Annotated in this window: 13 protein-coding genes; 11 read left to right on the top strand and 2 right to left on the bottom strand. The window is 46.9% G+C overall.

Annotated elements, in window-relative coordinates:
• The first annotated feature begins 306 nt into the window (after window positions 1-306).
• Both C7N83_RS02530 and C7N83_RS02525 read left to right on the top strand, forming a co-directional pair.
• Window positions 307-579, top strand: coding sequence for an ACT domain-containing protein (locus C7N83_RS02530; RefSeq protein ID WP_106740409.1), 273 nt, complete (start codon window positions 307-309; stop codon window positions 577-579).
• A gap of 15 nt (window positions 580-594) precedes the next feature.
• Window positions 595-1950: a PFL family protein gene (locus C7N83_RS02525; RefSeq protein ID WP_106740407.1), complete on the top strand. Its 1356-nt coding sequence runs from the start codon at window positions 595-597 to the stop codon at window positions 1948-1950.
• A gap of 272 nt (window positions 1951-2222) precedes the next feature.
• On the opposite strand, the gene serB is transcribed toward C7N83_RS02525, so the two are convergent.
• Window positions 2223-3059 (bottom strand): phosphoserine phosphatase SerB, encoded by an 837-nt coding sequence (gene serB / locus C7N83_RS02520; RefSeq protein WP_106740406.1) that lies wholly within the window; start codon window positions 3057-3059, stop codon window positions 2223-2225.
• Between the two features lie 1026 nt (window positions 3060-4085).
• Between serB and C7N83_RS16880 the strand changes: the two genes are divergently transcribed.
• Complete coding sequence (locus C7N83_RS16880) at window positions 4086-4250, top strand: transposase (protein WP_425437485.1); 165 nt, start codon at window positions 4086-4088, stop codon at window positions 4248-4250.
• Between the two features lie 75 nt (window positions 4251-4325).
• The gene (locus C7N83_RS02505) at window positions 4326-5207 is read left to right on the top strand and encodes a chorismate mutase (protein WP_106740402.1); all 882 of its coding nucleotides are present in this window, start codon (window positions 4326-4328) and stop codon (window positions 5205-5207) included.
• 293 nt (window positions 5208-5500) lie between these two features.
• Here C7N83_RS02505 and C7N83_RS02500 read toward each other — a convergent pair whose 3' ends face one another.
• Window positions 5501-6175, bottom strand: coding sequence for an IS1595 family transposase (locus C7N83_RS02500; RefSeq protein WP_106740400.1), 675 nt, complete (start codon window positions 6173-6175; stop codon window positions 5501-5503).
• Between the two features lie 288 nt (window positions 6176-6463).
• On the opposite strand from C7N83_RS02500, the gene sdhC reads away from it, so the two are divergent.
• The 7 genes from sdhC to C7N83_RS02465 all read left to right on the top strand — a co-directional run bounded on the left by sdhC (window position 6464) and on the right by C7N83_RS02465 (window position 14471).
• Complete coding sequence (gene sdhC, locus C7N83_RS02495) at window positions 6464-6841, top strand: succinate dehydrogenase, cytochrome b556 subunit (protein ID WP_106740399.1); 378 nt, start codon at window positions 6464-6466, stop codon at window positions 6839-6841.
• The gene (sdhD, locus tag C7N83_RS02490) at window positions 6835-7176 is read left to right on the top strand and encodes a succinate dehydrogenase, hydrophobic membrane anchor protein (protein WP_106740397.1); all 342 of its coding nucleotides are present in this window, start codon (window positions 6835-6837) and stop codon (window positions 7174-7176) included. The genes sdhC and sdhD overlap by 7 nt, the downstream gene beginning before the upstream one ends.
• A 2-nt stretch (window positions 7177-7178) precedes the next feature.
• Window positions 7179-8942, top strand: a complete 1764-nt coding sequence (gene sdhA / locus C7N83_RS02485) for a succinate dehydrogenase flavoprotein subunit (protein WP_106740396.1) — start codon at window positions 7179-7181, stop codon at window positions 8940-8942.
• 129 nt (window positions 8943-9071) lie between these two features.
• Window positions 9072-9779, top strand: a complete 708-nt coding sequence (locus C7N83_RS02480; RefSeq protein WP_106740394.1) for a succinate dehydrogenase iron-sulfur subunit — start codon at window positions 9072-9074, stop codon at window positions 9777-9779.
• Window positions 9780-9781: 2 nt separating this feature from the next.
• Entirely contained in the window at window positions 9782-10030 is a 249-nt protein-coding gene (locus C7N83_RS02475; protein WP_106740412.1) for an FAD assembly factor SdhE, read from the top strand.
• 107 nt (window positions 10031-10137) lie between these two features.
• Window positions 10138-11421, top strand: a complete 1284-nt coding sequence (gene gltA / locus C7N83_RS02470; RefSeq protein WP_106740392.1) for a citrate synthase — start codon at window positions 10138-10140, stop codon at window positions 11419-11421.
• Between the two features lie 221 nt (window positions 11422-11642).
• A complete protein-coding gene (locus C7N83_RS02465) occupies window positions 11643-14471 on the top strand; it encodes a 2-oxoglutarate dehydrogenase E1 component (RefSeq protein WP_106740390.1) in 2829 nt (942 codons plus the stop codon).
• Window positions 14472-14508: the final 37 nt, after the last annotated feature.

The raw sequence follows: 14508 nt of genomic DNA, 5'->3' as shown, positions 1-14508 counted from the left end.
AAAGGTATAAATAAAAAGTTAATGGCCAATTCCCTATAGATTTTTAATTTACTGAAAAATAAATAGAAAACAAAAACAGAAATCTGTTTAATATTAAACAAAACGCCCTGAATAAATCAGGGTGCGCGTTTTTGCAATATCAAGAAATGTAAATCTATTTGACGGTGCTATACACTATCTTTCTCATTTCCTTACTATTACGCAAATCAGTCCAAATATCGTTAACAATTTAACCTAAACGCCGTCTGAAAAAATGCTATAATTTTTTGACCTGTTTTTTCCAATCCCACTAAAGGAATCCCTACAATGAGCAATTCCGTCATCACTGTTATCGGTAAAGACCGCGTCGGTATTGTTTACGATGTTTCTAAAATTTTGGCTGAGAACCAACTCAATATCCTCAACATCAGCCAGCAGCTGATGGATGATTTCTTTACCATGATTATTTTGGTCAATACCGCCAAATGCCCGAAATCGCGTCAGGAAATGTTGGATTTGTTTGCCGAAGAAAGTAAAAATCTCGCGCTCGACATCCGTATGCAAAACGAAGAAATCTTCCAAGCCATGCACCGCATTTAACCGGGAGGCGTGAACATGAGCATTCAGTCCAACGAAATTTTAGAAACCGTCAAAATGGTCGCTGACCAGAATTTTGACGTGCGTACCATCACCATCGGCATCGATTTGCACGATTGCATCAGCAGCGATATTGATGAATTAAACCAAAATATTTACAACAAAATTACCACGGTCGGCAAAGACTTGGTGGCCACGGCCAAGCATTTGTCGGCAAAATACGGCGTACCGATTGTGAATCAGCGTATTTCCGTGACACCCATCGCCCAAATTGCAGCCGCCACCAAAGCCGATTCGTATGTCACCGTGGCGCAGACTTTGGATAAAGCCGCCAAAGCTATCGGCGTGTCGTTTATCGGCGGTTTCTCTGCCTTGGTGCAAAAAGGCATGTCGCCGTCGGACGAAGTGTTAATCCGCTCGATTCCCGAGGCGATGAAAACTACCAACATCGTGTGTGCTTCCATCAACATCGGCTCCACCCGCGCTGGTATCAATATGGATGCGGTCAAACTGGCAGGCGAAACCATCAGATGTACCGCCGAGATTACGCCGGAAGGTTTCGGCTGCGCCAAAATCGTGGTGTTCTGCAATGCGGTAGAGGACAATCCGTTTATGGCAGGTGCGTTTCACGGCTCGGGCGAAGCGGATGCGATTATCAATGTCGGGGTTTCTGGCCCGGGCGTAGTGAAAGCCGCTTTGGAGAATTCTAACGCCACCACCTTGACTGAAGTGGCCGAAGTGGTGAAAAAAACCGCATTCAAAATCACCCGCGTGGGCGAATTGATTGGTCACGAAGCCTCAAAAATGCTAAATATACCGTTCGATATCTTGGATTTGTCCTTGGCCCCCACACCTGCAGTCGGTGACTCCGTTGCCCGCATTCTCGAAGCAATGGGTTTGAGCGTATGCGGTACACACGGTACCACCGCTGCCTTGGCATTATTGAATGATGCGGTCAAAAAAGGCGGTATGATGGCTTCCAGCGCCGTCGGTGGCTTGAGCGGTGCGTTTATTCCGATTTCCGAAGATGAGGGTATGATTGCCGCCGCTGAAGCAGGCGTGTTGACTTTGGATAAACTTGAAGCCATGACCGCAGTATGTTCGGTCGGCCTCGATATGATTGCCGTGCCGGGCGATACACCGGCACACACCATTTGCGGCATCATTGCCGACGAAGCCGCCATCGGCATGATCAACAGCAAAACTACTGCTGTGCGCATCATTCCGGTAACCGGAAAAGGCGTGGGCGAAAGCGTCGAATTCGGCGGCCTGCTGGGCTATGCGCCGATTATGCCGGTCAAAGACGGCTCTTGCGAAGTGTTCGTTAACCGTGGTGGACGCATTCCTGCGCCGGTTCAGTCAATGAAAAACTGATTGTGTTAAATCATGGTGGATTAGGGCGTGCATTTCATCATGTGGCATCTTTTCTGCATAAAAACCCATCTGCTGCGTTGAAAATGCGCGCAAGGTGTCTGACCTTGCCGCGTCGGCCGGTTTTACCGGCGCAGGGTGTAAAACTGCCTTCTTTGATTATCGCTTTGCATACGTGCTTTTCTGCTCGAAAATGGGTGACACAGACAAAATGAGGGCACAAACAAAAGGCCGTCTGAAGTTTCAGACGGCCTTTTGTTTGTTGGAGAAGGTAATTATCGGAACCAGCCCCGAATGCGTTCTAATCCGCCGAAGTTAATGCAGGCATCGGCATGGGCTTGTGCTTTGGGTTTTGCGCGGTAGGCAATGCCAATGCCGGAGGCTTCCAGCATCGGAATGTCGTTTGCGCCGTCACCTATTGCTAAGGTTTGCGCGGCAGTTAAGCTTAGTTTGGCCCGGTATTTGTTTAACAAATCCTGTTTTCTTTGCGCATCGACGATATTCCCCAATACCTTTCCGGTAAGTTTGCCGTCGATGCGTTCTAAAACGTTGGCAAACTGGTATTCAAAGCCGAAACGCTGCTGTAAACGTTCGGTAAAGAAAGTAAATCCGCCGGAAATAAGCAAAAATCGGATATGGTGTTTTTTGCATTCGTCCAATAAATATTCTGCACCTGGTGACAGCTGTAAGATATGTTCGTACACATCGTGTAAAAATTGTTCGTCCAAGCCTTTGAGTAAAGCCACGCGACTGCGCAGGGATTGCTCAAAATCCAGTTCGCCTCGCATAGCGCGATTGGTGATTTCGGCTACTTGTGCTTTCACACCGGCTCCGGCGGCAATTTCATCAATGCATTCGATGGTAATTAGGGTAGAATCCATGTCGCTGACAATTAGCCCAAAATCGCTAAAAGCCATATCAGGCAAGACGGCGGCATCGATTTCTTGGCAGTCAAGCTTGGTTTTGACAGTGGCAGGCAGGGTGAAATCTGCAGCTACGGGAAAACGCAGGCTGTGTGCTGTGTGTTGCGGTGGACTTAAGTTGAGACCGTGTAACATGCTTAAATCGCAGCGCGAGAAATCGGCGTGTTGGAGCACGAGAACGTTTTGCATGATGGGAAAGTGTTGGATTGGGGAGAACGATTATAGCAAAGAAAGAAAAAGCCGTCTGAAACAGATATTTCAGATGACCTGAGCTGTAAGAAAAGCCGGCGTTGTTTACCGTATTGGAAAGACAATACTGAAATGAACACCCACAAAAACACCCAGCTCACCCCACATCAGCGCGCAGGATAAAACCACCGTTACTTCGCCGGCCCGGCAATGTCAAGTCAGCAAAGCAACCATTTACCGTATCCTTACGGCGGCACGATGGCAACTGCCGACACCGCAAAACAGTACCGGCAACCGTTTCAAACAAGCCAAGTATGGCATGAAACGTTTGGCTAAAGTTGGGAAGCCCATCGAAGAAACACTCAAAAAACAGGCAAAAACCTTATCCGGGCGAAACGGCGCACTCCGACACCAAACGGCTGCCTTGATTGCAGAATCAAAAAGCTACCGCCCCAAGAGATTGCCTGTTTGTTGCCATTGATGATTTTTCGAGAGGGCGGTATGCCGCCATTTTGCCTGGCCGTACCGCTGCCGGTGCTGTAAAAGGTTCTTTTGCGCGATGTAATCGATTGCTGACCCTATACCATCAGATCACGGCATGGAAATATCGGGGCAATGCGGCACATCCGTTTCCGGCGCCGCTGTGTTGCTGTGCCTGTCGGTAACGGTATGTTCTGTTTTGATTTTGCGGCTGGCGGCGGAGGATGGTTTGTGCGGTTTGGCTGGGGAGTTGCTTGCGGTCGTGTCCGGAAATACAGGCGTTGCCTTGCGGTCAGTTGTGTGTCCTATGTTGCGATTTTTGTTGTCGGGAAAGGCAGTATGCTACCGCATACTGCCTTTTTCTGTTGGTGGAACGTTGCACTTGTCAGGCGGTAAGGGTCTCTATATTTGCTTTTATGGATTTTAGATTTAAAGATAGATAGTTAGGTTTAAAGATTTAAAGATAGATAGTATGATGGTTGAACATCTATAGTCCAAAAGCGTGGTTGTTATGGATAATGCGGCGTTTTATAAAAAGGGAAGGCAATCGGGGGCATCGGGCATACCATCTTCAGGCTGCCTCCCTACAGCCCAGATTTGAATCTGATTGAAAAGATGCGGGTTTGGGTCAAACGGCTGTGGAAGGTGTGGCGGCTGGATTGTGTTGATTCTTTGTTCTTTTATTTGCTTTGGATTGATTTGGTTTTTTAGTGATTTCACTATATTCAGGCCGTCTGAAAAGTCGAATTATGTTAATATCAGATTCTCAATATCAGGGAGCGCAAAATGATTATTGTGATGCAGAAGCAGGCTTCGGCCGAGGCGGTGGCGCGTGTGATTGAATGCATTCGCAGTCGCGGTCTGCAGGAACATGTTTCTCAAGGCGAGGAGCGTACCATTATCGGTGCGGTCGGCGATGAACGTGTGTTTCATCCGAATGAATTGGAACGCCTGCCGGAAGTGGAACGGGCGATTCGGGTGTTGAACGATTGGAAAATCATCAGCCGTGAAGTACGGCAGCAAGACAGTCAGATTACCGTTCGCGGCGTGGTGTTCGGCGGCGAAAAAATGCTGGACATTGCCGTCGGTTTCAAACCAGATGCCGATGCAGTGTTTATCGATCCTTTTTTTATGTCGGCCGGACCGTATGCCGATGTGGACAACAGCAGCGAAAAAGCCCAAATCGATGCCATGCGGCAGAAAATCGAACGCATCCATGAATTAGGCAAGCCGGTATTGGTGCGGATTCGAGATGTGCGCCAAATCGAAGCAGCTCTGGTAACTCAGGCGGATATTCTGTATTTGGGCGGTGAATTGATGAGCAACCGCGCTTTGCAAGATGAAGTAGGCCGTCTGAATACGCCGGTGGTGTTGTGCAAAGACAAGCATCACCGTGTCGGTGATTGGCTTGTTGCTGCCGAACATATTGCTTTGCGCGGCAACCATCATATTATCTTAGGCGAAGCAGGTACGTTAAGCTTTGAGTCGGAACACACATACCGCTTGGATGTTGATGCCATTGTGCGTGTGCGTAGAGTCACCCATCTGCCGGTAATTGCGGATATTTCCAGCTTGTGGCACAGTGATATGCCGCAAGATGTGTTGTACCGTTTATCGCTGGCTTCAGGCGCAAATGGGGTAGTCAGCAGCTTGGGTCGATTATCTTAAATAAATTAAAAAGGCCGTTTGAACGGCCTTGAAACCTTTGCAAAATTGCTATCTTTAGCATATTTCTTCGCAATGCGCTTCTTGAACGCCGACCTGTCTTCGCAATATGTCGTCCGCGTGCTCTGCGATGCTGTTGCTTTGAACTGTACTAAAATCTGAGGTTTTGCAAAGATCTCGGTCTTTTATAATACTTTCAGAAAGAGTATCTCGCGATTGGGGTAAAGAGAAATTGAGCAACAAAAAAATGCACCGTGCAAATGGTGCATTTTTAATATTTAAGGGGCCGACGCAGATTAACCCCAAACACCACACCATTCCCGCAGCATTTCAAGCTGTCCGGACGGTGTGCCGAAGTCAAAGCGGAACCTGCATTCTTTCAAGAACAGCGGGAAAGGTTTACGGCCAACCCCATTGTATTTGCGCAAGACGCACTTCGCCCGGTTCCAACAATTTCCAATGCCGCCGATAGGGTTTTGACGGTCTGCAAAAGGCTGTGAACGGTTGAGCGGCGACGCGCGAACCTGCCCCGCATCAAGCACGCCACAGCCCCTGTCACTACCGGTATAAACAATGCCGTCAGGTGTTGTTTGCTGTTTGACAACCGGAAATAAGGCATCCTTCCCGTTATCCCCCGCAACGGCGGTACCAACCTTTCCCTGCCGCTTTAAGGTGCCGGATACAGCCGCTTTCCCTGCTGCCACACGGCCGCGTTTACCCTTACGCCGACCGCCGAAACAACCCCCGTCCGGCCCGGTAGGGCCTCTGAAAACCCCGCCGGTTGCCTGCGCCAAATGACAGACAGCCGCTTGGCGGGTTTTGCGGTAGGACAACATAGCCCAACCGGGTTGGATACCCAAAATATCAGCGGCTGCACGGGCGGTGGCTTCCGGTACGAAAAACCGGAGGAGTTTTCTTTGGGTATTCTTTGTTAATTTACAATGGTTATCTTTATTTTTGCCGTCTGACATGACTGATAATCTACTTCAGTCCCTATTTTTAAATAAATTCAGGTAAATTGAATGTTTCCTGTTGGATTGGCATTGCTGTCGGATATTATCAATTATCAGGCGAAAGGCGTAGTTAAAAAGAAATACGATAAAATCATCTTATCTCATTTTTTGTAAAAATTTATCAGATTGTTTACAAATTAGACTATTCAAATGCTGCTAAACCATGTAAATTATGGCAAGTGTAATTCATTGTAGTTTTACGCTACCCGATTTTGAGAAAAAAAAATAAATTCAGAGGAACAGACCATGTCCGTCAAACCACGTCCTGTCTTTCTAGAAATCCCTAATATCCGTTTGCCGATACCAGGGATTGTTTCTATTTTACACCGCATCAGCGGTGTTGCCTTATTTATTGCCTTGCCGGTATTGCTTTATTTGTTGTCCGGCACATTAAGCCAGCAATCCGATTTTGAAGCCTATCACTCATTTGTTTCCAAGCCTTTGGTAAAGCTGCCGTTGATTGGCTTGTTGTGGGCGTATCTGCATCACAGTTTGGCCGGTATCCGCTTCCTGTTGTTGGATGCTCATAAAGGTTTGGAATTGAATACGGCCCGTAATACTGCCAAACTCGTTTTTGTTGCAGCTTTGGTATTGACTGTAGTGATTGGAGCCTTGTTATGGTAGATCGTAAATTAACCGGAGCCCACTACGGTTTGAAAGATTGGGCGATGCAGCGTGCTACTGCTGTTATTATGCTGATTTATACGGTTGTGTTGATTGTATTCTTACTGGCATTGCCGAAAGAATACGTAGCATGGCAGACGTTTTTCAACCAGACTTGGGTGAAGCTGTTTACTCAGGTCAGCTTCATCGCCTTGTTCCTGCATGCGTGGGTAGGTATCCGTGATTTGTGGATGGACTACATTAAACCGTTTGGTCTGCGTTTGTTCTTGCAAGTGGCTACCGTTGTTTGGTTGGTTGGCTGCTTGGTGTATTCGGTTAAAGTTATTTGGGAGTAAGTATGAGTTTCCCTGTTCGAAAGTTTGATGCCGTTATTGTTGGTGGCGGTGGCGCAGGTCTGCGTGCTGCCCTGCAATTGTCTAAATCCGGTTTGAATTGTGCCGTATTGTCTAAAGTGTTTCCGACCCGTTCTCATACTGTTGCGGCGCAAGGCGGTATTTCTGCTTCTTTGGGTAATGTACAGGAAGACCGTTGGGATTGGCATATGTATGATACCGTTAAAGGTTCTGACTGGTTGGGGGATCAAGATGCTATCGAATTTATGTGCCGTGCGGCACCGGAAGCAGTTATCGAATTGGAACACATGGGTATGCCTTTTGACCGCGTAGAAAGTGGTAAAATTTATCAACGTCCGTTCGGCGGTCATACTGCCGAACACGGTAAACGGGCGGTAGAACGTGCTTGTGCGGTTGCTGACCGTACCGGCCATGCCATGCTGCATACCTTGTATCAACAAAATGTGCGTGCCAATACCCAATTCTTTGTGGAATGGACGGCATTAGACCTGATTCGTGACGAGGATGGCGATGTAGTTGGTGTGACTGCGATGGAAATGGAAACCGGTGATGTTTATATTTTCCACGCAAAAGCCGTAATGTTTGCAACTGGTGGCGGTGGTCGTATTTATGCTTCTTCAACTAATGCCTACATGAATACTGGTGACGGCTTGGGCATTTGTGCGCGGGCGGGTATTCCGTTGGAGGACATGGAATTCTGGCAATTCCACCCGACAGGTGTGGCCGGTGCCGGTGTATTGATTACCGAGGGTGTGCGAGGTGAAGGCGGCATTTTGCTGAATGCTAACGGCGAACGTTTCATGGAGCGTTATGCGCCGACCGTAAAAGACTTGGCTTCGCGTGATGTGGTGTCCCGTGCCATGGCAATGGAAATTTACGAAGGTCGCGGTTGCGGTAAAAACAAAGACCATGTCTTGCTGAAAATCGACCACATCGGTGCTGAAAAAATTATGGAAAAACTACCAGGTATCCGTGAGATTTCTATTCAGTTTGCCGGTATTGATCCGATTAAAGATCCGATTCCTGTTGTGCCGACAACCCACTATATGATGGGTGGTATTCCGACAAATTACCATGGCGAAGTGATTGTCCCGAAAGGTAACGAGTACGAGTCAGTGGTTAAAGGCTTGTATGCGGCCGGTGAATGTGCGTGTGCGTCCGTACACGGAGCCAACCGTTTGGGTACCAACTCATTGCTTGACTTGGTGGTATTCGGCAAAGCGGCCGGCGACAGCATGATTGACTTCATAAAGGTGCAAGAAGACTGGAAAGCATTGCCGGAAAATGCCGGTCAATTGACTGCCCAGCGCTTGGATCGTTTGGATAATCAAACAGATGGTGAGGATGTTGATGAATTGCGTCGTGATTTGCAGCGTTCTGTCCAGCTTCATGCAGGGGTATTCCGTACCGATGAAATCTTGAGCAAAGGCGTGAAAGAAATCTTGGACGTCGCCGAGCGCGTAAAACGCACTGAAATCAAAGACAAAAGCAAAGTTTGGAATACCGCGCGTATTGAGGCTTTGGAATTGGATAACTTGATTGAAGTAGCGAAAGCAACCTTGGTTTCTGCCGAAGCGCGTAAGGAATCGCGTGGTGCGCATGCCTCAGACGACCATCCTGAGCGTGATGATGAAAATTGGATGAAACATACCCTGTATCATTCATTGAGCAATACATTGAGCTATAAACCGGTACATACCAAACCATTGACCGTCGATTATATTGAACCGGCCAAACGTGTTTATTAATATATCAGGTTTCAGACGGCCTGTGTATACAAAGGCCGTCTGAAAATATCAGAACAAATAACCCTACACCGACGGTTTGAAATCCTATAACCATTCATCAAACCGTTCGTGAGAAAAGGAACACTTCTCATGGAAAAAGTAAATTTCGAAGTTTACCGTTACAACCCTGATGTTGATGCGAAACCTTATATGCAGGAATATGAGTTGGAAATCGAACCGACCGACGTGAAATTATTGGATGCATTGGTTAAGCTGAAAGCACAAGACGATACCTTATCGTTTCGCCGTTCTTGCCGAGAGGGTATTTGCGGTTCGGACGGTATGAACATCAACGGTAAAAACGGTTTGGCTTGTCTGACCGATATTCGTGGCCTGAAACAACCGATTAAAATCCGTCCATTGCCCGGTTTGCCGGTTATTCGCGACCTGATTGTGGACATGACCCAATTTTTCAAACAATATCATTCAATTAAACCTTATGTGGTGAATGATACGCCGGTTGATTCAGATAAAGAGCGTCTGCAAAGTCAAGAAGACCGTAAAGAATTGGACGGTTTATACGAATGTATTTTATGCGCATGTTGTTCGACCGCATGTCCTTCGTTCTGGTGGAACCCCGATAAATTCGTCGGCCCGTCTGGTTTGCTGAATGCTTACCGCTTTATTGCCGACAGCCGCGATACTATTACCAACGAACGTTTGGATGATCTGAATGATCCATATCGCTTGTTCCGTTGTCATACCATTATGAACTGTGTTGACGTTTGCCCGAAATACTTGAATCCTACCCGTGTAATCGGCAAGATTAAAGAAGTCATGTTGAAACGAGCAGTTTAATGATGATGGTATTTGACGATACAGCAAAACGCAAAATCCGTTTTCAAGCCCGCCGGGGATTGTTAGAGCTTGATTTGGTTCTCGGCCGGTTTATGGAAAGAGAATTTGAGCAATTAAATGATGAGGAATTGACCGCATTTGTCGAGATTCTTGAATTCCAAGATCAAGACTTGTTAGCTTTGGTTAACGGTTATACGCAAACCGAAAAAACCCATCTGATTCGATTGCTTGATAGAATCAGACAGGCATAAAATGAACACAGTACGCAATGTACGAAATGCATGGAAATAAGTGTCCATAGGCCGTCTGAATGAAAGACCGTGCTGTATAAAAGCCCCATTTTACAAAGGAGCAGAGGATGTCTAAAACAGTAAAACTCAACACCCCAAACCAAGAGATTTTGGAATTGCCGGTATTGGAAGCAGCATTAGGCCATGATGTTATCGATATTCGCACATTAACCAAAAATACCGGTTTGTTCTCTTATGACCCGGGTTTTGTATCGACTGCAAGCTGTGAGTCTAAAATTACCTATATTGACGGTGAAAAAGGATTGCTTTACTACCGCGGCTATCCAATTGAACAATTGGCAGCGGAATCCGATTATTTGGAAGTCTGCTATTTGCTGATTTACGGTGAATTGCCAAATGCGGAACAGAAAAAAGAATTTACCGGTATTGTCAGCCACCACACTATGGTTCATGAGCAATTGACTTGGTTCTTCCGAGGTTTCCGTCGGGATGCGCATCCGATGGCGATGATGGTGGGTGTGGTGGGCGCATTGTCTGCATTCTACCAAGACAGCCTGGACATTACTGATACGAAACACCGTGAAATCGCCATCTATCGGTTGATTTCCAAAATTCCGACGATTGCGGCAATGTGTTATCGTTATTCCAACGGTTTGCCGTTTAATTACCCGAAAAACAACCTGACTTATACGGAAAATTTCCTGCATATGATGTTTGCCACGCCTTGTGAAGAATACAAGCCGAATCCGGTATTGGCGCGTGCATTAGACCGTATCTTCATTCTGCACGCTGACCACGAGCAAAATGCATCAACTTCTACCGTTCGCTTGGCCGGTTCTTCAGGCGCAAACCCGTTTGCGTGTATTGCAGCCGGTATTGCCTGCTTGTGGGGTGCGTCCCATGGCGGTGCAAACGAAGCCGTATTGAATATGCTTGACGAAATCGGTGATGTTTCCAATGTAGAAGCCTATATTGAAGGCGTGAAACAGCGCAAATACCGTTTGATGGGTTTTGGCCACCGTGTTTACCGCAACATAGATCCGCGCGCCAATATTATGCGTGAAACCTGTTACGAAGTATTGAAAGAATTGGGTCTTGAGGACAGCCCTAAATTCAAACTGGCCATGGAATTGGAACAGATTGCATTGAAAGACCCGTTCTTTGTTGAGCGTAAACTGTATCCGAATGTCGACTTCTATTCAGGTATTGTATTGTCGGCATTGGGTATTCCGACTGAGATGTTTACCGTCATCTTCGCCTTGGCACGCAGCGTAGGTTGGATTTCTCATTGGCATGAAATGATCGGCGATCCGTCACTGAAAATCGGCCGTCCGCGTCAATTGTATACTGGCGAAGCCCGCCGTGATTTCGTATCGGTTGATGGGCGTTAATGAGTTTGTTAATAAATTGTCGATTTATATTTTGGAAGACCAAAAAGTCCGATTGACAAAAAGTCCGATTGATTAGTTTCATTAAGTTAAGACAAAATATCTACAGGCAATTTAGTTCGGAATAGGGTAGAATAAAGTGTCATCTTCAGACGGCCTGAACTCCGTTAAAGTAGCACAAAATTCTACCCTTTATTTATATCTTAAAGAAAAGAGCGCACGCCATGATGGACGAAAAACTCAACTTCTCTTATCTGTTTGGTTCAAATGCTCCTTATATTGAGGAGTTATACGAAGCTTTTTTGGTTAATCCAAACTCAGTAGAAGATAAGTGGAAACAATACTTTACTGATTTGACCAAGCTGCCGGGTGCAGCTGATGTAGATGTTCCGCATGCGCCGATTCGTGAATCATTTGCCAATTTGGCTAAGACGAAGGCAACAGCCGCTATTGCAGGTAGTGTTGATGAAGCCATGTTGAAAAAACAAGTTGGCGTGCTGCGCTTGATTTCTGCTTACCGTATTCAAGGGGTTGGTGCGGCTCAATTGGATCCGCTGAAACGTATGCCTGCCAAATACTTGGAAGCACTTGATCCTAAATTCCATGGTCTGACTGATGCTGATATGGCTGTGAAATTCAGCATGGGTGAAGGCGATTTCGACGGCCAAGAAAAAATGGCTTTGTCTGAGATTGTCCAAAACCTGAAACAAACCTATTGCGGTCATTTGGCGGTAGAATATATGTATATTCCGGGAACGGAAGAACGCCGTTGGATTCGCAATTACTTTGAAAGCGTTCTCTCTACACCGCGCTACACCAAAGAGCAGAAGCATTACTTATTGAAACAATTGACTGCCGCCGAAACCTTAGAGCGTTACCTGCATACCAAATATGTCGGTCAAAAACGTTTTGGTGTCGAAGGTGGGGAAAGCGTCATCGCAGGCTTGAATTATTTGATTCAAAATGCAGGTAAAGATGGTGTTGAAGAAGTCATCATCGGTATGGCACACCGTGGCCGTCTGAATGTTTTAGTGAACACTTTGGGCAAAAGGCCGGGTGATTTGTTTGCCGAATTCGAAGGTCGTGCTGAAATCAAACATCCGGGTGGTGACGTGAAATACCACATGGGTTTCAGTTCCGACATTGCCACCCCAAACGGCCCTATGCATGTTTCATTGGCTTTTAACCCGTCACACTTGGAAATTGTGAATCCTGTGGTAGAAGGTTCGGCCCGTGCAAAACAAGAGCGTTTGGGTAAAAACGGTCAAGAGAAAGTTTTGCCGGTATTGATTCACGGTGATTCTGCGTTCATCGGTTTGGGTGTGAACCAAGCAACATTCAACTTATCGCAGACACGTGGTTATACAACCGGTGGTACGGTTCACATTGTTATCAATAACCAAATCGGTTTTACCACTTCCGATACCCGCGATACCCGGTCGACCGTGTATTGTACCGATGTGGCGAAAATGGTTTCTGCGCCGGTAATCCACGTTAACGGCGATGATCCGGAACGTGTGTGCTTTGCTATCCAAGCAGCTTTGGATTACCGAAAAACCTTCAAAAAAGACATTGTTGTCGATGTAGTTTGTTACCGTAAATGGGGTCACAACGAAGGCGATGATCCGACTTTGACCCAACCGATGATGTACAAAAAAGTTGCCCAACGTCCGGGAACTCGTGCCATGTATGTTGGGAAATTAATTGCGGAAAACGTGATTACCGAAACCGAAGCTGACACTTTGGTACAAGCTTATCGTGACGCTTTGGATAAAGGCGAACATGTTGAGCAAACCACACTGAGCAATTTCCAACGCACCAGCATTGATTGGAGTAAATACCAAGGCAAAGATTGGCGTGAAGATGTCGATACTGGCCTGCCGGCTGCCGATATTCAACGTTTGGCAGATAAATTTGCCAATATTCCGGAAAATTACACCCTGCATGCTAATGCCAAACGCGTAAATGAAGCGCGTAAAGCTATGGCTGCCGGTAAACAGCCGGTTGACTGGGGTATGGCCGAAACCATTGCTTATGCCAACTTGGTCACCAAAGGTGCAGGCGTACGTATTTCCGGCGAAGACTCAGGCCGCGGTACGTTCTCACACCGTCACGCAGTGATTCACGATCAAAAGCGTGAAAAATGGGACGATGGTGCTTATGTACCATTGCGCAATATGGGTGAAGGTTCTGCCGATTTCTTGGTGATTGACTCTATCTTGAACGAAGAAGCAGTGATGGCTTATGAATATGGCTTTGCGTGTTCCGCTCCGGATAAATTAACTATTTGGGAAGCGCAATTCGGTGATTTTGCCAACGGCGCACAAGTTGTGATTGACCAATTCTTGTCATCAGGTGAAACGAAATGGGGCCGTTTGTGCGGCTTGACCACCATTCTGCCGCACGGTTATGACGGTCAAGGTCCTGAGCACTCTTCAGCACGGTTGGAGCGTTGGTTGCAATTGTGTTCTGAAAACAATATGCAGATTGTGATGCCGTCCCGAGCCTCGCAAATGTTCCACTTACTGCAACGTCAGGTATTGCGCTCTTATCGCAAGCCTTTGGTGATTTTCATGTCGAAACGCCTGTTACGCTTTAAGGATGCCATGAGTCCGTTGTCTGATTTCACGGAAGGTTCGCGTTTCTGTCCGATGATTGCCGATACAGTCGAACGCAGCAGTGATGAAAGCGTGAAACGCGTGGTTCTGTGTGCCGGTCAGGTTTATTACGATTTGGCTTCAGGCCGTGCAGAGCGTAAGCTGGAAGACGAAGTCGCCATTATCCGCGTGGAACAGTTGTATCCTTTCCCTTACGATGAAGTCAAAGCGGAATTGGCGAAATATTTGAATGCCAAACAAGTGGTTTGGGCGCAGGAAGAGCCGAAAAACCAGGGTGCGTTCTACCAAATCCGCCACCGTTTGGAAACAGTCATCAGCGAAGAGCAAAAACTGTCTTACGCCGGCCGGCCAAGCAGCGCATCACCGGCAGTAGGCTACATGAGCAAACACGTTGCCCAATTGAAGCAATTAGTTGAAGACGCATTGACTGGCTAATTGAAGAGAGAAATGCCTACGGTTCATTAGGCCGCAG

It is taken from the genome of Neisseria iguanae, assembly GCF_003013245.1.
Classification (GTDB): Bacteria; Pseudomonadota; Gammaproteobacteria; order Burkholderiales; family Neisseriaceae; genus Neisseria; species Neisseria iguanae.
The sequence above is the reverse complement of the archived record's forward strand: the minus strand, read 5'-3'. Positions and strand labels throughout refer to the sequence as shown.

Coding starts and splice junctions, on each gene's coding strand:
- C7N83_RS02530 (WP_106740409.1), top strand. CDS start 307: ATGAGCAATTCCGTCATCACTGTTATCGGTAAAGACCGCGTCGGTATT.
- C7N83_RS02525 (WP_106740407.1), top strand. CDS start 595: ATGAGCATTCAGTCCAACGAAATTTTAGAAACCGTCAAAATGGTCGCT.
- serB (WP_106740406.1), bottom strand. CDS start 3,059: ATGCAAAACGTTCTCGTGCTCCAACACGCCGATTTCTCGCGCTGCGAT.
- C7N83_RS02505 (WP_106740402.1), top strand. CDS start 4,326: ATGATTATTGTGATGCAGAAGCAGGCTTCGGCCGAGGCGGTGGCGCGT.
- C7N83_RS02500 (WP_106740400.1), bottom strand. CDS start 6,175: ATGTCAGACGGCAAAAATAAAGATAACCATTGTAAATTAACAAAGAAT.
- sdhC (WP_106740399.1), top strand. CDS start 6,464: ATGTCCGTCAAACCACGTCCTGTCTTTCTAGAAATCCCTAATATCCGT.
- sdhD (WP_106740397.1), top strand. CDS start 6,835: ATGGTAGATCGTAAATTAACCGGAGCCCACTACGGTTTGAAAGATTGG.
- sdhA (WP_106740396.1), top strand. CDS start 7,179: ATGAGTTTCCCTGTTCGAAAGTTTGATGCCGTTATTGTTGGTGGCGGT.
- C7N83_RS02480 (WP_106740394.1), top strand. CDS start 9,072: ATGGAAAAAGTAAATTTCGAAGTTTACCGTTACAACCCTGATGTTGAT.
- C7N83_RS02475 (WP_106740412.1), top strand. CDS start 9,782: ATGATGGTATTTGACGATACAGCAAAACGCAAAATCCGTTTTCAAGCC.
- gltA (WP_106740392.1), top strand. CDS start 10,138: ATGTCTAAAACAGTAAAACTCAACACCCCAAACCAAGAGATTTTGGAA.
- C7N83_RS02465 (WP_106740390.1), top strand. CDS start 11,643: ATGATGGACGAAAAACTCAACTTCTCTTATCTGTTTGGTTCAAATGCT.